This is a genomic window from Pseudactinotalea sp. HY158, from assembly GCF_009660225.1.
In the GTDB taxonomy this organism is placed as follows: domain Bacteria; phylum Actinomycetota; class Actinomycetes; order Actinomycetales; family Beutenbergiaceae; genus HY158.
The window spans coordinates 2,768,316-2,785,946 of sequence record NZ_CP045920.1 but is presented as its reverse complement, the minus strand read 5'-3'; the positions used below and the strand labels follow the sequence as shown (position 1 = coordinate 2,785,946).

Here is a 17,631-nt window from a genome sequence, read left to right as displayed (position 1 = left end):
TCACCGGCCGCTCTCAGCACGTCACCGGAACGGTTCTGACCCACGCACTGACTCCTGCGTCCGCGGGCCGCCGCCCAACCACCGGCTCCACGCGCACCGTGGGCCGCCCTGTGCACCACCGACCAGCACATCACCGACTACGCCGACCGTGCCCGCTTGGGAACCGGGGCCTAGAACTCAAGACTGGCGTCAAGTTTGAACCCTTTAGGATCGCTAGGGTGCAGGCATGTCCACGGAATTCGTCGAGGTGACCGCGCCCGCCGGCCGCGTGCGGGGCCGGTGGCGCGGGGCCGAGGAGGGGTCCGCGGCCTTCCTGGGTATTCCGTTCGCGGAGCCGCCGGTGGCCGAGCTGCGGTTCGCCGCGCCCCGGCCCAAGGAGCCCTGGCGGGGCGTGCTCGGCGCCCTCGAGTACGGGGCCACGCCCCAACGGGGAGCGACGGGCCCCACGACGATCCCCGAGCCGAGCATCGCCGGGGACTCGACCCTCAACGTCAACGTGTTCACGCCCTCACCCGAGCGCCCGGGCAGCGCCTGCGGACTGCCGGTGCTCGTCTGGTTCCACGGCGGCTCGTTCACCGCGGGATCGCCGGCCGGACCCTGGTACGACGGGGCCGCGTTCAACCGCGACGGCGTCGTGACCGTGACCGTCTCCTATCGGCTCGGGCACGACGGATTCGGCTGGATCGACGGCGCGCCGGCGAACCGGGGCGTGCGGGACTGGCTGCTCGCACTCGAATGGGTGCAGGAGAACATCGCGGCCTTCGGCGGCGACCCCGCGCGGGTGACCATCGCCGGCCAGTCCGCCGGCGGCGGGGCCGTGCTCACGCTGCTCGGCATGCCCGCGGCCGCCCACCTCTTCCACGGCGTCTACGCGCTCTCCGGGGCGCTGGCGGACGTCCCGGCCGGCCGGGCAGAGCGCCTCGGGCGGGCCATCGCCGCCCGGGCCGGGGTCGAGCCGACCGCGGCCGCCCTGCGGTCCGTGCCCGAGGAGCGTCTCCTGCCGATTCAACGGGAGCTGACCACCCTCTCCCGGCCGTGGCAGGTCGCCGAGGTCACCACGCACGGGTTGCCGATCGGGCCGATGGTCGACGGCGACCTCCTGCCCGCCCCGACCCTCGACTCGATCCGCGCCGGCGTCGGCGCCGACAAGCCGCTCGTGCTCGGCACCACCGACGACGAGTTCCTCGGCGCCGTCGCCCCGCTGGCCCGCCGGCTCAGGTGGGCACCGACCCGGCTCGTGCTGCGGGTCATGGGCCTCGAGCGCGCCCGCCTCGGGGACTATCTCGCGGCCAACCGAGCGCTCGCCCGCGCGGGCACGGCCCGCATCGCCGGTCGATTCCTCACCGACGCCGTGTTCCGGGCCCCGGCGCTGCGGTTCGCCGCCGCCCGGGCCGAGGCGCCGGAGGCGGCGACCTGGCTGTACCGGTTCGCGTGGCCCTCCCGCGCGGCCGGCCACGCCCAGCACTGCCTCGACGTGCCCTTCTTCTTCGACTGCCTCGACCGCGACGACGTGCCCCCCGTCACCGGGCCCGAGCCGCCGCAGGCGCTCGCCGATGCGGTGCACGGCGCCGCGGTCCGCTTGATGCGGACGGGTGAGCCGGGATGGGAACGCTACCGGGCGCCGTCCATGATCTCCCGGGTGTTCGACGAGACCACCCGGGACCTGGCGGGCGCCTACGCGGCGGTGGCGCCGCTCGTGCGCCCCTGAGACGCGAGATGTGGTCGAAGGATGAACGTCCCGTGCCTATACGTCGGTCGTGTTTCCCGCGGGCTCTTTGCGGGCTACGATCGAAGAACGGGCGCTGGTCCAAGTGCCCAGACGTCTTGCCTGCGGGTATCGCGTCCCTCCAGGGCTGATTCTCGGCCACAACCGACGCGAGCAGGAGTTCATGTCTATTTCCACGGCCGCCGTCCGACCGGGCGAGCGCCAGCGTAATTTCGTGCGGGACTTCACCGAACTGCGCAAGAAGGTGACCGCGCAGGGTCTCATGCGGCGGCGCTACACGTTCTACTGGTCCGCATTCGGGGGCCTGCTCCTGGCCTATGGCGCGATCGCGACGGCGTTCGTGCTGCTCGGTGACAGCTGGTGGCAGCTCCTCGTCGCGGGCGCGCTGGCCGTCACGCTCACGCAGACGGCCTTCCTCGGCCACGATGCCGCCCACATGCAGATCTTCCGCTCGGGCCGCAAGAACGAATGGGCGAGCCTGCTGCTGGCGAACGTGCTCGTCGGGCTGAGCTACGGCTGGTGGCAGGTCAAGCACTCCAAGCACCACGCCCAGCCGAATAAGGTCGGGGCCGACCCGGACATCGACATGGACGTCATCGCGTTCGTGCCCGGGCAGACCGACGGCGCGTCGCCCCTGCAGCGGTTCTGGTACAAGCGGCAGGGCTACCTGTTCTTCCCGCTCGTGTGCCTCGAGGGAATCAACCTGCACTACCAGAGCATCCGCGGCCTCTTCCGCAAGGATCAGGCGGGCCGGGCGGAGCGTCGCTGGCTCGAGTTCGCGCTGCTGGTGCTGCGGATCGGCGGCCTCGTCGCCGCGGTGTTCCTGGTGCTCTCCCCGGGACTCGCCTTCGCGTTCCTCGGCGTGCAGCTGGCCGTCTTCGGGTTCTACATGGGCTGCTCGTTCGCCCCGAACCACAAGGGGATGCCGATCGTTCCCAAGGACATGTCGATCGACTTCCTGCGCCGGCAGGTGCTCATGTCGCGCAACATCCGCGGCGGCTGGTTCATGGCCGCGCTCTACGGCGGGCTCAACTACCAGATCGAGCACCACCTCTTCCCGAGCATGCCCCGGATCGCCATGCGCGAGGTCGCCCCGATCGTCAAGGCGTACTGCCTGGAGAAGGGCGTCAAGTACACCGAGACCTCGATGGGGGAGTCCTACCGGATCCTCGTGGAGTACCTGAACAAGGTCGGCCTCGGCGAGCGCGACCCGTTCGACTGCCCCCTGGCCAGCCAGCTGCGCCTGAGCGCCTAGCACCGGCCCACCCGCTCAGGCGAGGGCCGAGAGGGCGCCGACGACGAGGACCGTGACGAGGGTCGTCCAGCCCGTGATGGCGATCCCCTGCCACAACAGGATGCGCTGCCTGCGCACACCGGCGGCGGCGAGCATCGTCGCGGTGAACTGGGTGGGAATGAGGAGCGGGCCGAGCAGGCTGACCCCGGGCACCCCGTACCGCTCCAACGCCCGCTGGAACTTGGCTCGCCGGGCCGCCTTGCGGCCGGTCTCGACGTGCGCGGCCGGATCGACGACGCCGCCGAGGCCGGTGCCGGCAGTGCCGGTCTGGTCGGTCGCGTCGGTCGAGTCCATACCGCCGGTGCCGGCGAGCACGCGGGTGTGATGGCGGATGATGACCGCCCGGCGCACGCGGGTCGTGGTGAGCACGAGCACCGTGACGCACAGGAGATTGCCGGCGATGGCGGCGAGGGCGGCGAGGACCGGGTGGATTCCACCGACGATCCCGATCGTGGCGGCCCCCTCGCCTTCGATGAAGGGGATGGCGGCGGCGGCCGAGACGATGACCGGCTGCAGCAGCTCCGGAACCTGAGCAACGAGGTCCTGGAAGAAGGCGATGAGGTCCATGGGTTCTCCTGTCGTGGGGCACCGGGTGTCGGTGTGCCACCAGTCCATCGGTTCGGGCGAGGAGCGGGAAGTGCCGCCGTGTCACCCGCGCGGGGGAACATGACCCGCACGAGGGGTGACAACTGTCATGCCCGTAGGCTGTGGCGGTGACCAGCCCTGACGACCGTGCCGCCGCAGCTCCCGCGGCGCCCGGTCTCCGCAGCGATCGTCGGCTCACCCGGAGCATCACCGTGACCTGGTGGTACACGGTCTCGGCGATCGTCTTCTTCGAGCTGATGCTCGTTCTGATGACGGTGTCGGTGCTCCACCTGGAGGGCTTTCGCCCCGCGGTGGTGCGCGCCGTCGCCGCCGGCGGGCTCCTGTGGCTGGTCGCGACGGGCGTGGCCCTCGTCGCCTACCGGCACCGCACCGATTCCGCCCCACTCCTGCCGTGGCGTTCGGCGCTCCTGCCGCTGTCGACGGCCGCGGTCCTCGGCGCCCTCGGTTGGGCGTCCACCGGTATCTGGATCGTCGCGATCACGCCCGTCGTGCAGGTGGCGGTCATGCTCGACTGGGCGGCGGGGATCCGGCTGCGGGTGGTGGTGGCCGCGACCGCGCTGCTTGCCGTGCTCGCATCGATCGACGCCCGCTCGGTCTTCACGGGGGGCGATTCCGCCGAGTCGAACTGGCCGGTCATGGTCGTGTACTCGGTCCTGCTCCCCGGCGTGACCGTGCTCTCGCTGTGGTGGTGGGATGTGCTCGTGCGGCTCGACCGGGCCCGGGCGGCCGAATCGCGCCTGGGGGCGACCCAGGAGCGGCTGCGCGTCGCGACCGACGTGCACGACCTGCAGGGGCATCACCTTCAGGTCATCGCCCTGCAGCTCGAACTCGCCGAGCGACTCATCGACAAGGGTCGAGCCGGCGCCGCGCTCGAGCAGGTGCGGGCGGCGAGAACGAGCGTCGCCGCCGCGCAGCAGGGCACGCGGGATCTCGCGACGCGGTTCCGCGGCGTCCCCCTCGAGCACGAGATCGCGAACGCGGTCGACCTGCTCCGGGCCGCGGGCACGACCGCGGAGGCGACGATCGACCCCGACTCGCGCCGAGCGCCCGCCGACGTCCTCGGGCCGGTGATCCGCGAGACGACCACGAACGTGCTCCGGCACGGGGGCGGGCGGTGGGCCCGGTTGCTGCTCACCGGCGACGGCGCCGGCTGGCGCTACGAGATCACCAACGACGCGTCCTCGCCCGCCGCGGCGAGCGAGGACGGATCCGGGCTCACGGGCATCGCCCGGCGGGTGGGCGAGGCCGGCGGCGAGGTCCGCGTGGAGCGCGGGCGGAGCGAGTTCACGGTCACGGTGCGGGTGCCGGCTACCGGCCGGCCGGCCGGACCGGTGACCGTGCCCGCGGAGGGGAGCGAGCGACGATGATCCGCATCCTGATCGCCGACGACGAGGCGATGATCCGGTCGGCTCTGGCCGCGCTGCTCCGCCTCGAGGACGACATCGACGTGGTCGCCGAGTGCGCCGACGGCGAGGCAGCCGTCGACCTCGCGCTCAGGCTCGAGCCGGACGTCTGCCTGCTCGACCTGGAGATGCCGGGCCTCGACGGGGTCGAGGTCGCCGAACGGCTGCGCCGCACCGTCGCGTCCCGGTGCGTGGTGGTGACGAGGCATGCGCGGCCCGGAGTGCTGCGCCGCGCGCTCGCCTCGGGCGTCGCCGGATTCCTGCCCAAGTCGCGCGGGGCCGAGGAGGTCGCCCAGGTCATCCGCCGCGTCGCGGCCGGTGCCCGGTACGTCGACCCGGAGGTGGCCGCCGACGCCCTGAGCGACGAACGCAGCCCCCTGACCGACCGGGAGCTCGACGTGCTGCGGGCGGGCCGCCGCGGTCAGACCACGGGGCAGATCGCCCGCTCCCTCTCGCTGGCGCCCGGAACGGTGCGCAACCACATCTCGACCGTGCTCGGCAAGCTCCAGGTCGCCACGCGCCAGCAGGCGGTGCTGCTCGCGGAGGAACGCGGCTGGATCTGAGGTGGTCCGACCTGGGCGCAGCCGCATCCTCGTTCACCGTTGGTCTGCAGTGTTGTGACCCCGATAGACGCCCCATCTCACAAGCGTTTCAGCCCATCGATGTTGTCTTCGATTGCCTGGAGCGCCTGTTGCGCGAAGGTCGGTTCAGGGTTGACGAGCATGTGAACGGCCAATCCGTCGACAAGTCCGTGCAGCGCGGTCGTCGCTGCTTCGATGTCGAGTTCCGGCGCGGCCAGGTCAGCTTGGTGGATGTGGGTGACCATGCGCCTGCACGCATCTCGGAGCACCGCATAGGTTTCGTCACGGACCTGCCTGATCTGGTCATTGCCGGGTGCTTCGGCGATCAGCGCGATGTTGACCTGCATCTCTGCGCGGCGCTCGGCGTCGAGCGGGAGAAGCTCCCTGATGACGGCGATCACAAGGGAGCGCGGGTCCGGCTCCTCGAGGTGGTGTTGGATGCGCTCCCACGCGCGCTGATCCACCAGTTGCATGGCGTGAACCAGCAGCTCGGTCTTGGTGGGAAAAACGTGGCGTAGCGACCCGGTGGAGATGCCTGCTTCTGCTGCGACCGTACGAATGGACACGCTGCTGATGCCCTCGGCCAGAACAACACGCCAGGTTGCTTCAGCGATCTGTTCACGTCGCTGATCGTGATCGATGAGCTTCGGCATCTCATGATGCTAACACGGTCGTGCTAATATCCATTTGCTAGTTCATTCGTGTCACCAAGATGGAGGTCAGATGGCTGCTGCGACCCTCGCGTTACGGCGCGAGCGGCGCACGCTGGACAGTGCAACGCTCGCCAGCGGTGCTGAGCAGGTCGTCGACTTCGTGCTGCCACTCTTCGCGGGCGCAATACTCGGGCTCTCTGCGTGGGAGACCGGCCTGCTGATCGCAGCGAGTCAGTTGACGGCATTCCTGATTCGCCCCGTAGCCGGTGTGGTGGTCGACCGCGCAGATCGCTCGGTCGTCGGCGCGCTCGGGGCAGGTGCATTCGCGGTCGGATGCGGACTCTTCGCCCTCTCGACGGGGTTCTCATCGGCCGTGATCGCGGCGGTCGTGACCGGCGGGGCAGGTGCGTTTCTGTGGGTCGCAATCCGTTCGATCATCGGGGAACGCCTCCACGAGGATTCGAGCGTGTTCGCGAAGCTTGTCGCAGCGGAGGAAACGGGCGGATGGCTGATCCTCGTGCCCGCCATCATCCTGCTCTCCATCGCCGGGTATCAGTGGGTATTCGCCGGCATCGCCCTGTGCTGCCTCCTCGCGGCGTGGGGGCTGTTCCGAACACGTCATCGAGATTCATCGACGGACGACGCGAGGACCGCGGCAACAGAGCTATCGAGCGTTTCGCTGAGACGACTCGGCACATCGCTACGACCAATGCTGCTTGCCGTAGTGGTTACGATGACCGCTGAAGCGGCGATCAGTCTGCTACTGATCCTCCACCTGCAACGCGGCTTCGGTCTCGGACTCGTCGAGATCGCCTACGTGTTCCTTCCCGGAGCGATCGCAATGAGCGTCCTCCCGGCCCCTCTGCATCGCCTGGCCGTGCGGTTCGGTCGCCGCCGGATGCTCATGCTCGGCTCGGTGAGCAGCGCCCTGTTCGCACTCGGTCTTGCATTCGCACCGAGCCCACCCTGGATCGCAGCACTATGGGTACTGTCCGCGGTCGCATGGGCGGCAGTGATCCCCGTACAGCAGTCGGTGATCGCAGAGGTTGCGGGCCGCGCGCACCTTGGTCGCGGCCTCAGTCTGTACGAGGCGGCCTGCCTGGCAGGAGCGTTCATCGGATCTCTCGTCGCGGGTCTTCTCTACGAGTCGGGAAGCTGGCTCCTCGCCTGCCTCATCTGCGCCCTCGTGATCTCATCCGGTGCGGCCCTTATCCCCGCGGCGGTGAGACGACTCGGTGTGACCGACGACCCAGAAGCTGCAGCGGTCGCGGCCCTCTCCGGCCCCGCGAGGCCGACGATTCACTCGGACGGGCGCCCTTCCACCGCGCAGGACGTGGACCTGAGTGCCCGCTCCGACGCGAACGAATCCATGGCGCAGAAATCACGCCGAACACTCCTCACCGATCTTGCGGCCCACAGCGGACTACTTGCAGTTGGGCTCTTGATCGCCCGGTTCGCCGTCCCCGAGTCCTCGTTCTCCTCGATCCTGGGTTTCGGCACCGAAGCCCCCGGCGTCGTGCGCGCCGTCCGTGAACTCTTCGACGGCGACCCCGACATTGCTGCGCTCGCGGGCGCCGCCATGCGCACGTGGGTCGTCGTGTACATCATCGATCTCATCTGGACGGCCTGGAAGATGTTGGAACCCCGGAGCGACGACCATGATCGCAGCTGATGCGCGGCTGTTGCACTGGACGAACTCGGTTCGGCGGATGTTGGCCAGGGCCTCGAGCCCGGTCCGGACATGCCGGTGCCAGGACCGTCTGGCCGGCTGCGTCGCCCAGCCGTTCAGTCAGGCAGGCGTTACGCCATCGCTCATCGGGTGCGCGAGGTGGGACTCGAACCCACACGTCCTACGGACACAGGAACCTAAATCCTGCGCGGCTGCCAATTACGCCACTCGCGCGTGAAACCAGCGGCCAGTCTAGCCGCCGGTCCGAGTCCGGCCGGCGCGCCTACGCCGCGTCGATGCCCAGGTCGCGGCGCAGCTTGGCCACGTGTCCGCTCGCCCGCACGTTGTACTGCGCGAGCGCCACGGTGCCGTCCGGGGCGACGACGATCGTCGAGCGGATGACGCCGACGTAGATGCGCCCATAGTTCTTCTTCTCACCCCAGGCGCCGTAGGCCTCGAGCACCGCGTGCTCGGGGTCGGAGACGACCGGGAACGTGAGGGACTCGGACTCGACGAATTTCGCGAGCTTGGCCACCGGGTCGGGGGAGACGCCGATCACCCCGTAGCCGGCGGCGCGCAGCGAGGCGAGGCTGTCGCGGAAGTCGCACGCCTGCTTCGTGCACCCGGGCGTGCCCGCCGCCGGGTAGAAGTAGACGACGACGCCGGCCTCGGCTCCGGAGCGCAACTCGGCGAGGCTCACCTCGCGGCCGTCGGCGCTCGGCAGGGTGAATTCGGGGGCGGGATCGCCCACGGCAAGACGGGACACGCGACTCCTCGGATCGGTGGCGGGTGGTGCGGCTCAGGCGAGGTCGATGTTCTGCGAATCGGGCCCCATGCGCGCCTCGGCCATGATCGCATCGGCGAACCGGGCGAGCGCGCCGGGGCTGCACGACTCGTGCACGAACGAGGCGGTGAGCTCGAGCTCCATGATGAGCGGCGGCCCGTCGCTCGGGCGCACGAGATCGACCTGCGCGTAGAGCAGCGGCCGGGAGGTGACGCTGCGGCCCGGGATGCGGGCGCGGGCGAAGGCGAGCGCGGTCTGCGCGGCCTCGATCTCGACGTTCGAGGCCCGGTGGGCGCTCACCTCGGCGGCCATCGAGCTCGTGTTCACCACCTCGGACCCGGGGCTGAGCATCGGCTCCTTGCGCACGGCATGGGAGTACGTGCCGTGGAAGAACGTCAGCGAGATCTCCCCGTGGGAGTCGATCTCGGGGATGTAGCGCTGGACCATGACCGAGTGCCCCTCGCCGAGGAGCCGGTGGGCGTGGTTGATCGCGTACCGGCGCGAGTCCGCGTCGGTGGCCGTGTACCGGCCGCTGCCGTGCGCGCTGATCGCGACGGCCGGCTTGATCACGAACTCCTCCTGGGCGGGGAAGCGGTTGTGCAGGTCGCGCTTGTTGTAGTTGCGGTCGGGTTCGAGCCACGTCGTCTCGATCGTGGGCAGGCCGTGCTCGCTCAGCGGCTGCAGGTAGTGCTTGTCGCTGTTCCAGCGGATGACGTTCGCGGGGTTGGTGAGCCGGGGCACGGTCGTGCACCACTGGAGGAACTCCTCGCGGTGGTCGTTGTGACCCCAGGTGGAGGTGAGCACCACGAGGTCGTAGTCGCTCCAGGGCACCCCGGTGGCGTTCCAGGCGTGCACCTCCGGCAGGCCGCCGCGTTCGGTCAGTGCCGCCGCGAGCGGGCCGCTCTCGTCCTCGAGAAGGGGCAGGCTGGAGCTGATCACCAGGGCGATTCGAGGCGTCGTCGTCACAGTGACGAAGTTACCTCCTTTTTCCGGCGGCCGGTGCGGTTCGGCCCGTGGAACCCGCCACAGTCGCCGCGCGGGCGGATCCTCAGGCGACCACGCGCGGCGGGTGATCCCGCAGCGCCTGCACCTCCTGGTGGAGCTCCTGCATCTGCTCGTCCAGGTGATTGGCGGCGACCGCGGCCTGGCGCAGGTTGTCCACGAGGTGCTCGGGCACAGCGCCGTCGTACTTGTAGTAGATCTTGTGCTCGAGGCTGGCCCAGAAGTCCATGGCGATCGTGCGGATCTGCACCTCGACGGTCACGAGCTCGGTGCCCGCGGCCCGCACGACCGGCACCGCCACGATGAGATGCAGGCTCTTGTACCCGTTCGGCTTGGGCACGGCGATGTAGTCGCGCTCCTCGATCAGGGTGACGTCCGGCAGGCCGAGCAGCAGGTCGCGCACCGTGTAGATGTCGGCGATGAACGAGCACGTGACCCGGATCCCGGCGATGTCGAGGATGTTCTCGCGGATGCCCTCGATCGTCATCGGGAAGTTCTTGCGGTGCAGCTTCGCGATGATCGACGCGGGCGACTTGAGCCGGGAGGAGATCGACTCGATCGGGTTGTCCCCGTGGCTGTGGTTGAAGTCCTCCCGCAGCACCCCGAGCCGCGTGACCATCTGGTCGATCGCGTACTGGTAGCCGAGCAGCACGCCGGTGAGCTCGTGGTGGCGGCGCTGCATCTCGTCGGTGTCGAGGGGGAGGTCGCCGAACGGCACGAGGTCGGATCCGGTTGATTCGTAGGGCATGAGGCTGTGATCTCGATCATGGACGACGGGGACGTGTTCAAGGATATGGCGCGATCCTTGGCGTTTCCTGGGGGAGGGGAGTGCGCGTCCGGGGGTCGCCGTGTCGCACGAACCCGTGTGGCTCGGGTACTGTTGATCCTCGCAAGCGCCTCTAGCTCAACGGTAGAGCAAGTGACTCTTAATCACTGGGTTCTGGGTTCGAATCCCAGGGGGCGTACCAGGATCCTCGGCCGGCTCGACCGGCTGGGGATTTCTTGTCTCGATCCGAGGTGAGCGGTGTACGTCAAGATCTGTGGGCTGAGCACCCCCGCCACCCTCGCCGCCGCCGTGGCCGCCGGGGCCGACGCCGTCGGGTTCGTGTTCGCCCCGGGGAGCCCGCGCACGATCACCCCGGAGATCGCGGCCCCGCTCGTCGCCGCCGCGGGGCCGTCGGTCGAGACCGTCGGCGTCTTCCGCGATCAGCCGATCGAGGAGGTGCTCGCCCTCGCCCGCGCCGCGGGCGTGAGCACCGTGCAGCTGCACGGGCGTGAGGACGACGCAGCTCACCTTCGCGTGATCGAGGCCGGGTTCGCCGGGCTGCGGGCGTTCTCCGCCGAGGACTACCTGCGGCTGAGCCCGGAGCGGATCGCCCGCTGGGCCACCCGGCGGATCCTGCTCGATGCCGTGCGGCCCGGCGCCGGGGAGACCTTCGACGCCGCCCTCCTCGAGGAGGCGCGTCCAGCGGGCTTCTGGCTCCTCGCCGGCGGGCTCACCCCGGCGAACGTGGCGGGCCTCGTGGCGCGCCTGCGACCGAGCGGGGTCGACGTCTCCAGCGGGGTCGAGTCCTCCCGGGGTGTCAAGAGCGCCCGCCTCATCACCGAGTTCGTCGCGGCCGCCCGCGCCGGTGCCTGACGCGCGCCGCTGCGCCGTGCGGAGAGGGTGCCGGTGATGCTCGGCGCCCTGGGACTGGTGATCGCGGCGGCCGTCTTCCACGCCGTCTGGAACATCGCCGCCAAGCGGCACGAGGGCGACGACGCCGACTCGCTCGTCTTCGTGTGGTGCTACCTGGCGGTCTCCGCGGTGCTGTGCGTGCCACTCGCCCTCGTCGAGCTCGGCGCCGGCGGGTGGCCGATGACCTGGCACCTGCTCGCCGGCCCGCTCGTGGCCGCGGTCCTGCACATCGCCTACTCCCTCACGCTCCAGCGCGGATACGCACGGGCGGAGCTGGGCCTCGTCTATCCGGTCGCGCGCGGCGTCGGGCCCGTACTCACGATGGCGTTCGCGCTGCTCGTCGTGGGGGAGCGGCCCGGCTGGCGCGCCGTCGCCGGCGGCTGCGTGGTGCTCGCGGGCATCGTCGTCACGGCCTGGCGGCCCGGCCCCCGGCGGGCGGGCGGGCCGGGCTCGACCCGCACGGGTCTCGGCTACGGCGCCCTGACCGGGGTGATCATCGCCTCCTACACCCTCTGGGACAACCACTCCGTGGTGGCCTGGGGGCTGTCGCCGCTCACCTACTTCGCGGCGACGGTGCTCGGTCAGACCCTCCTGCTCGCGCCCGGCGCCCTCCGCCGGGTCGAGCGGATCCGGCCGGTGCTGCGCCGCAACCGGCGGGAGGTGGTCCTCATCGGGGTGCTCTCCCCGCTCGCCTACATCCTCGTGCTCGTGGCGATGCAGACGATGCCGGTCTCGATCGTCGCACCGCTGCGGGAGTCCTCGATCATCATCGGCTCCCTGCTCGCCTGGTGGCTGTTCAGGGAGCCGCATCCGGTGCGGCGCATCGCCGGGGCCGCGGTCGTGCTCGCCGGCATCGGCGTCATCGCCACCGCGTGAGGGCCGGGCTCAGAGCCCGAGCCGGTCGAACGCCGCCTCGAGGCGGCCGGCGGCGCCGTCGACGTCGGTGAGCTTGTCCAGGCCGAACAGGCCGAGCCGCACCGTGGAGAAGTCCGTGCCCTCCCCACAGTGCAGCGGCACGCCCGCGGCGACCTGCACGCCCGCCTCCTTCAGCCGCGCCCCGCTGTGAATCCGCGGGTCGTCGGTGTGGGCCACGACGACGCTGGCCGCCGCGAAATCCGGCGCGGCGACCGAGGGGAGGCCGCGATCGGCGAGGAGCGCGCGCACGCGGGCGCCGAGGTCGAGCTGTGCCCGCCGCAGCGCGGGCAGTCCGGCCGCGACGGTGCGGCGCGCGAGCTCGAGGTTGTGGGTGAGGGTGTCGGTCGGCATCGTCGCGTGATACGGCGCCTCCCCGCGCCGGTATGCCTCGGCGATGGCCAGCCACCGGCCGAGGTCGGCGGCGAAGCTCGTCGACGTCGACTCCCGCACCGCCGCCGCGCCCGCCTCGCCCAGGAGCACGTAGCCGGCGCCGGGGGAGCCGCTCCACCCCTTCTGCGGGGCGGTGAGCAGCACGTCGATGCCCAGGTCGCCCATGTCGACCCACAGCGCCCCGGAGGCGACGCAGTCGAGCACGAACACCCCGCCCACCTCGTGGGTGGCCGCCGCGAGCGCTCGCAGGTACTCCGCCCCCAGCACGATGCCCGAGGCGGTCTCGACGTGCGGCGCGAACACGACGCCGGGACGCTGCTCGCGAACGGTGGCGACGACGTCCTCGATCGGTGCCGGCGCCCAGGGCGCCTGCCTGCCCCCGGCGACGGGACGCGCCCGGCAGACCGTGACGTCGTCCGTGATCGAACCGGCCTCGAGGATCTGCGACCAGCGGTAGGAGAACAGGCCGTTGCGCAGCACGAGCACGCGGCGCCCGGTCGCGAGCTGGCGGGCCACCGCCTCCATCGCATACGTGCCGCCGCCGGGCACGATCGCTGCCTCGGCGGCCCCGTACGCATCGCGCAGGATGCCCAGCAGCTCGGCCATGACGCCGGTGAAGCGCCGCGACATGTGGTTGAGCGAGTGGTCCGTGAACACCACGGAGTACTCGAGTAGGCCGCCGGGGTCGATGTCATCGTGAGGGAGGGGCACGAGGTCAGCCTTCCATATGGGCGGGCGGGGGCTTATCGCGGCGGGCGCGGCCCGCGTGCGGACCTGTCCGGGTGGAGCCGATCGACCCCACCCGGACGTGCCCGTCGTGGCTATGCCCGACGACTCCGGCGATGCCGGGCGACGAGGAGCCACCCCGCCAGCAGCAGGAGCGAGCCGCTCAGGAGGAGGGTGTCGACCCCCGCGCCCGTCTGCGGCAGCCGCCCACCGGCGTCGGACGGTCCGGCTTCGTCGGGGGCATCGCCCCGAGTGTCGTCCTGGTCGCCGCGATCCGCGCCGCTCGTGCCCGTTGCCGCGTCGTCGTCACCGTGATCGGCGCCGTCGTCGTCGCCCTGGGCCGCGGCGTCGTCGTCACCGTGATCGGCACCGTCGTCGCCGCCCTGAGCTGCGTCGTCGTCATCCGCGTCGTCGGATCCGTTGTGGTCGCCGCCGGAACCCGGCAGGTCGTCACCGTCCGGTCCCACGGTCCGGCAGGTGTCGACGGCGCCCGCGTCCAACAGGACGGGCGTGACCGCCTCCCCGAAGCGGACGTCGACCGTGAACGGGCTCGAGAGGTCTCCTTCGAAGCAGATCCTCGTCTCGGACGTGCTCGATGCGCGTGCGTCCGCGATCATGGAGAGCGAGCCGGCCTCCCCGAGCGACAGGTTCTCGAGACCGTTGCGGTCGGTCCGGGTCAGGTCCCATTCGATCGTGCCGCTCGGCACGTCGGCCTGGATGCCGATGACGTTCTCGATGAGCAGGGCGATCGGGGCCAATCCGGTCCAGCCGGCGAAGTCGGGCTTGGAGATGAGGTCGGATCCGCCCTCCGCGTTCGGTTCCGACCCGCCCTCGTCGGTGCCGGGCGCGATGTGAAGCCCGTCGGCGAGCTCGACGCCGGGGGCGACGACCGGAATCCGTTCGCCGCTCTTGCGACCCGTATATGAATGGCCGATCCAGGACGCGGGCTGCGCCTCGGGTGCGTACATCTCCCACAGTGTTCCGGAGTAGTCGAAGACGTCGACGATCCCGTCGAGGTACCGCGTCGAGGCGTCCCGCGCGAACTCTGCATTCCCGATGGCCTCCACGCCCTTGATCGTGGAGAAGGTGGCCGGAGCCCAGACGCCACCGAGCCAGTAGTGCCCCTTCGGGTCGTAGCGCTCGTCGGTCTTGGCGAGGGTGGGGAACACCATGTCGGTCCAGTACACGGACGGATCCGCGAGCGCGGAGACGAGTCGGTTCGACTGCTCCTCCGAGGCGACGCCGGCGAGGAGGGGCCAGAAGCCGGCGAGGCTGTCGACCTTCCACTGCTCGCCCTGAGCGTCCACCTCGTAGAAGCGGCCGTCGTCCTCGTTCCAGCCGAACTCCTGAATCCGATCGGCGATGGCGCTCGCCCACGCGCGATCGAGCGCGGCGCGGGTCTCGTTCCCGGCCACGAGTTCGAGCTCGGCGAGACTGTTGCGCATCAGGACGATCTGGCTGCTGATGTCGATGTTTCCCACGGGGTTGGACGTGCCGTCCCCGCCTTGGCCCAGTTGCGTCGGCAGATTGTCCATGCCGTTGCCGTTGCCGTTGTTCCAGAAGAGCTGGTGCGGGGTGTTCTGGGACCACTGCTGGATCGAGACCCAGTCCGCATAGGCCCGCAGCGCGGGTAGGACACGCTCGACGCGATCGACGTCACCGGTCATGTGGAAGCCGGCGAGCTCCACCCAGGCGAACAGCGGTGGGTTGACCCCGTTCGGTCCGCTTGCCCAGGGGTGGACCTGTCCGGTGTTCGTGTCGTAGGCGCGGCGGATCTCACCGGTCGGGGACTGGAACGCATACCAATTGTCGAGCGTGCTGATCATGTCGAAGGCGCCCTGGCCGTACAGCGCGTACCGCAGCGAGAAGAGCGTGTCCCACTGGAACATGATCGACGGGTCGAAGCCGGCATCGACGTAGGTGCGCACGAGCGGTGAGTCCTCATCCGGCTCGAGCAGGTTCTCCGATACGAGGATCTGCCACGTCTTCTCGTAGGCCTCGACGTAGTCGGGATCGCCGTCGACGACCGGCGTCGGCAGCTGCGAGCGGATCTCCTCGTAGCTCGGCGCCGGAACGATCTCGCGTTCGACGGGGAGGAACAGTCCCTGCGTGCCCGTGGTGACCAACGGGGGCGGGTCGCCGGGCGTCGTGACGGCGCCGGCCACCTCGAGATCGGAATAGGCGGCCGTCCTCACGCCCCACTGACGAAATCCGCCGAGCGCGGGCGAGAAGGCGGGTGCGGCGAACGTCAGCTGGGCATCCTCCGGCCGCTCCTGCGACGCGGGCCACGCACGCACCTCGTAGGACGTGCCGCTCCAGGCGGCCTCGACCCGATAGCGTTCCCCCGGGGTCCAGGCGAAGCCGGTGCTGTCGAGTCGGGTCTCGGAGCCCCGGTCGCTGCGGATCGCCTCGAACTTCGACTGGGAACCGACGAGCCCGGCCAGATACAGCCGCTGACTGGTGTCGGCGGCGACGAGCATGAGGCTGGTCGAGGCCCACGTCGAGTCCGCGAGCTCCTCCGCGACGGGGACGACGAACTCGGCCGAGACCGTGGCCGAGTCGATCGTCGAGCCGGGGCTGCAGTCCGGGCACAGCGCCCGGGCGATCGCGGCGTCCGCGCCGTCGCTCGTGGAGCGCACCCCGCCGTCCTGCTGTTCCTCCCAGGAACCGCTGAACTGCTGCCAGGCGTGGGGATCGATCGGCTCCGGCGCATCGAGCTCCGCGGGGTAGCCCGCCTCGACGAGATCGACGGCGTACCCCGTGATCCGCACGTCCTGGCCGGCCGAGGTGGTGATCTCGGCCCGATCGGGCCAGACGTCGAGGCCGGCGAGCGTGTGGCCACCCGTCGGAGCGCCCGGCCGCGGTGAATCCGCCGGCCAGATGCGGTAGAGCACGTTGCTCGCGTACCACTCGATCTCGACGTTCTGGATGCTGCCGGGAGGGGCGGACCAGGACCGTTCCGTGCTTCGCGCGCCGTCGTCGAGCGGCCGGGATTCGCCGTCGGTCGTCTTCACGAGGACCGACGAGACCGTGTCCCTGCCGAGGTCGGCGAGCTCGACGCCGATGCGCTCGAGCCCGGATGCATTCCGGAGACCGAGCGTGAGCGTGGCCGGCGAATCGGACGACACGGACGGCATCTCGACCTGATAGGTCACCCGCGCGCTCGTCAGCGGCCGTTCCCTGGAACACTCGCCGCAGATCTCGGAGCTCACGGAGCCGGTGCCGACGAGCTCTCCGCCCGAGACCTCCCACGTGCCCTCGACGATCGCCCAGTCCGTCATGTCGGCAAAGCCGGTCAGCAGCGCGCCGGCCGTGTGGTCCGGCGCATCGGGCGGGTCGGCGGCGTGGGCATCACCCGCTCCCACAACCATGCCGGCAGCTACGACGACGGCTGCGACAGCACCGCACGCTCGAGAAAACATCGCCATTGAATCTCCACTTCTCACGGCCAGCTCGGAATCTCGCTGGTGGTTTGCACCCGCCAGATTATCGGCACCGGCCCCCATGCCCGGCCGCAGGTCCCCGGCCCTGCGGGCCCGGCCCCGACCGGCCCCGACGGCCCCTGCCGTCGAGCGGTCGGCAAACTGTGGCGCAGGTGAACGCCGCGTGTCAGGCTCGAGAGGACGGCGACGAGGAGGAGATCATGACGCGGACGGGATCACCGGGCGGTGCCGCCGCGATCGAGGCGGTCCGCGGCGACCTCACGCGCGCGCGGGTCGATGCGATCGTCAACGCGGCCAACTCTTCCCTCCTGGGCGGGGGCGGGGTCGACGGCGCCGTCCACCGCGCCGCCGGGCCCGAGTTGCTCGAGCACTGCCGGGAGCTGCGGGCCCGCTATCCGGGCGGCTTCCCGGTCGGGGAGGCCGCCGCAATCCCCGGCGCGCGCCTGCCCGCGACCTGGGTGATCCAGACGGTCGGGCCGAACTGGCACCGGGGTGAGCGCCAGGACCGGCTGCTCGCCGCCTGCTTCTCGAACTCGCTGACCGAGGCGGTGCGGGTGGGGGCCCGATCCGTGGCGTTCCCGGCGATCAGCGCCGGCGTGTACGGCTGGGACCCGGTCCGGGTGGCGAAGGTCGCGGCGCGCGCCGTGCGCGCCTCGGACCAGCTCGGCCGGCTCGACCGGGTGGTCTTCGTGCTCATCGACGAACCGATGCGGGCGCTCTTCGCCGCCGCCCTGGCCTGAGCGCCCCCGGCCCCGGGCGGG

At 70.7% G+C, this 17,631-nt stretch carries 15 protein-coding genes and 2 tRNA genes; 9 read left to right on the top strand and 8 right to left on the bottom strand.

Annotated elements, in window-relative coordinates; all coding sequences use genetic code 11:
* The first annotated feature begins 226 nt into the window (after window positions 1–226).
* Together GCE65_RS12200 and GCE65_RS12195 are read left to right on the top strand one after the other, a co-directional pair.
* Entirely contained in the window at window positions 227–1,708 is a 1,482-nt protein-coding gene (locus tag GCE65_RS12200) for a carboxylesterase/lipase family protein (protein WP_153878587.1), read from the top strand.
* Between the two features lie 181 nt (window positions 1,709–1,889).
* Window positions 1,890–2,981: an acyl-CoA desaturase gene (locus GCE65_RS12195; protein ID WP_152909444.1), complete on the top strand. Its 1,092-nt coding sequence runs from the start codon at window positions 1,890–1,892 to the stop codon at window positions 2,979–2,981.
* A gap of 15 nt (window positions 2,982–2,996) precedes the next feature.
* Here the strand turns inward: GCE65_RS12195 and GCE65_RS12190 are convergent, their stop codons facing one another.
* Window positions 2,997–3,587: a small multidrug efflux protein gene (locus tag GCE65_RS12190; protein ID WP_153878586.1), complete on the bottom strand. Its 591-nt coding sequence runs from the start codon at window positions 3,585–3,587 to the stop codon at window positions 2,997–2,999.
* 146 nt (window positions 3,588–3,733) lie between these two features.
* Between GCE65_RS12190 and GCE65_RS12185 the strand changes: the two genes are divergently transcribed.
* Entirely contained in the window at window positions 3,734–4,993 is a 1,260-nt protein-coding gene (locus tag GCE65_RS12185; protein ID WP_228759935.1) for a sensor histidine kinase, read from the top strand.
* A complete protein-coding gene (locus tag GCE65_RS12180) occupies window positions 4,990–5,592 on the top strand; it encodes a response regulator transcription factor (RefSeq protein WP_153878585.1) in 603 nt (200 codons plus the stop codon). The genes GCE65_RS12185 and GCE65_RS12180 overlap by 4 nt, the downstream gene beginning before the upstream one ends.
* A 77-nt stretch (window positions 5,593–5,669) precedes the next feature.
* Here GCE65_RS12180 and GCE65_RS12175 read toward each other — a convergent pair whose 3' ends face one another.
* Window positions 5,670–6,263, bottom strand: coding sequence for a TetR/AcrR family transcriptional regulator (locus GCE65_RS12175; protein ID WP_152909447.1), 594 nt, complete (start codon window positions 6,261–6,263; stop codon window positions 5,670–5,672).
* 70 nt (window positions 6,264–6,333) lie between these two features.
* Here GCE65_RS12175 and GCE65_RS12170 point away from each other — a divergent pair, with 70 nt between their 5' ends.
* Window positions 6,334–7,935, top strand: a complete 1,602-nt coding sequence (locus GCE65_RS12170; RefSeq protein WP_153878584.1) for an MFS transporter — start codon at window positions 6,334–6,336, stop codon at window positions 7,933–7,935.
* Between the two features lie 148 nt (window positions 7,936–8,083).
* Here the strand turns inward: GCE65_RS12170 and GCE65_RS12165 are convergent.
* The 4 genes from GCE65_RS12165 to GCE65_RS12150 form a co-directional block, all read right to left on the bottom strand.
* Window positions 8,084–8,166: transfer RNA gene (locus GCE65_RS12165), tRNA-Leu, on the bottom strand.
* Window positions 8,167–8,215: 49 nt separating this feature from the next.
* On the bottom strand, window positions 8,216–8,698 hold the full coding sequence (gene bcp, locus GCE65_RS12160; RefSeq protein ID WP_153878583.1) for a thioredoxin-dependent thiol peroxidase: 483 nt from the start codon (window positions 8,696–8,698) through the stop codon (window positions 8,216–8,218).
* Between the two features lie 33 nt (window positions 8,699–8,731).
* Window positions 8,732–9,655: a RimK family alpha-L-glutamate ligase gene (locus GCE65_RS12155; RefSeq protein ID WP_152909449.1), complete on the bottom strand. Its 924-nt coding sequence runs from the start codon at window positions 9,653–9,655 to the stop codon at window positions 8,732–8,734.
* A gap of 109 nt (window positions 9,656–9,764) precedes the next feature.
* A complete protein-coding gene (locus tag GCE65_RS12150; RefSeq protein WP_152909450.1) occupies window positions 9,765–10,466 on the bottom strand; it encodes a GTP pyrophosphokinase family protein in 702 nt (233 codons plus the stop codon).
* A 145-nt stretch (window positions 10,467–10,611) separates the two neighbouring features.
* Here GCE65_RS12150 and GCE65_RS12145 point away from each other — a divergent pair.
* The 3 genes from GCE65_RS12145 to GCE65_RS12135 all read left to right on the top strand — a co-directional run bounded on the left by GCE65_RS12145 (window position 10,612) and on the right by GCE65_RS12135 (window position 12,272).
* A tRNA-Lys gene (locus GCE65_RS12145) sits at window positions 10,612–10,686 on the top strand.
* 56 nt (window positions 10,687–10,742) lie between these two features.
* Entirely contained in the window at window positions 10,743–11,357 is a 615-nt protein-coding gene (locus GCE65_RS12140; protein ID WP_153878582.1) for a phosphoribosylanthranilate isomerase, read from the top strand.
* A gap of 36 nt (window positions 11,358–11,393) precedes the next feature.
* Complete coding sequence (locus GCE65_RS12135; protein WP_153878581.1) at window positions 11,394–12,272, top strand: DMT family transporter; 879 nt, start codon at window positions 11,394–11,396, stop codon at window positions 12,270–12,272.
* A 9-nt stretch (window positions 12,273–12,281) separates the two neighbouring features.
* Here the strand turns inward: GCE65_RS12135 and GCE65_RS12130 are convergent, their stop codons facing one another.
* Window positions 12,282–13,412, bottom strand: a complete 1,131-nt coding sequence (locus tag GCE65_RS12130; RefSeq protein ID WP_153878580.1) for an alanine--glyoxylate aminotransferase family protein — start codon at window positions 13,410–13,412, stop codon at window positions 12,282–12,284.
* A 110-nt stretch (window positions 13,413–13,522) separates the two neighbouring features.
* Window positions 13,523–16,798, bottom strand: a complete 3,276-nt coding sequence (locus tag GCE65_RS12125; RefSeq protein ID WP_194928697.1) for a trehalase family glycosidase — start codon at window positions 16,796–16,798, stop codon at window positions 13,523–13,525.
* A 272-nt stretch (window positions 16,799–17,070) separates the two neighbouring features.
* Here GCE65_RS12125 and GCE65_RS12120 point away from each other — a divergent pair, with 272 nt between their 5' ends.
* The gene (locus tag GCE65_RS12120; RefSeq protein ID WP_153878578.1) at window positions 17,071–17,610 is read left to right on the top strand and encodes an O-acetyl-ADP-ribose deacetylase; all 540 of its coding nucleotides are present in this window, start codon (window positions 17,071–17,073) and stop codon (window positions 17,608–17,610) included.
* Window positions 17,611–17,631: the final 21 nt, after the last annotated feature.

What these genes read in the sequence shown, in the direction of transcription:
- GCE65_RS12200 (WP_153878587.1), top strand. Translation starts at nt 227, where the DNA reads ATGTCCACGGAATTCGTCGAGGTGACCGCGCCCGCCGGCCGCGTGCGG.
- GCE65_RS12195 (WP_152909444.1), top strand. Translation starts at nt 1,890, where the DNA reads ATGTCTATTTCCACGGCCGCCGTCCGACCGGGCGAGCGCCAGCGTAAT.
- GCE65_RS12190 (WP_153878586.1), bottom strand. Translation starts at nt 3,587, where the DNA reads ATGGACCTCATCGCCTTCTTCCAGGACCTCGTTGCTCAGGTTCCGGAG.
- GCE65_RS12180 (WP_153878585.1), top strand. Translation starts at nt 4,990, where the DNA reads ATGATCCGCATCCTGATCGCCGACGACGAGGCGATGATCCGGTCGGCT.
- GCE65_RS12175 (WP_152909447.1), bottom strand. Translation starts at nt 6,263, where the DNA reads ATGCCGAAGCTCATCGATCACGATCAGCGACGTGAACAGATCGCTGAA.
- GCE65_RS12170 (WP_153878584.1), top strand. Translation starts at nt 6,334, where the DNA reads ATGGCTGCTGCGACCCTCGCGTTACGGCGCGAGCGGCGCACGCTGGAC.
- GCE65_RS12150 (WP_152909450.1), bottom strand. Translation starts at nt 10,466, where the DNA reads ATGCCCTACGAATCAACCGGATCCGACCTCGTGCCGTTCGGCGACCTC.
- GCE65_RS12135 (WP_153878581.1), top strand. Translation starts at nt 11,394, where the DNA reads ATGCTCGGCGCCCTGGGACTGGTGATCGCGGCGGCCGTCTTCCACGCC.
- GCE65_RS12125 (WP_194928697.1), bottom strand. Translation starts at nt 16,798, where the DNA reads ATGGTTGTGGGAGCGGGTGATGCCCACGCCGCCGACCCGCCCGATGCG.
- GCE65_RS12120 (WP_153878578.1), top strand. Translation starts at nt 17,071, where the DNA reads ATGACGCGGACGGGATCACCGGGCGGTGCCGCCGCGATCGAGGCGGTC.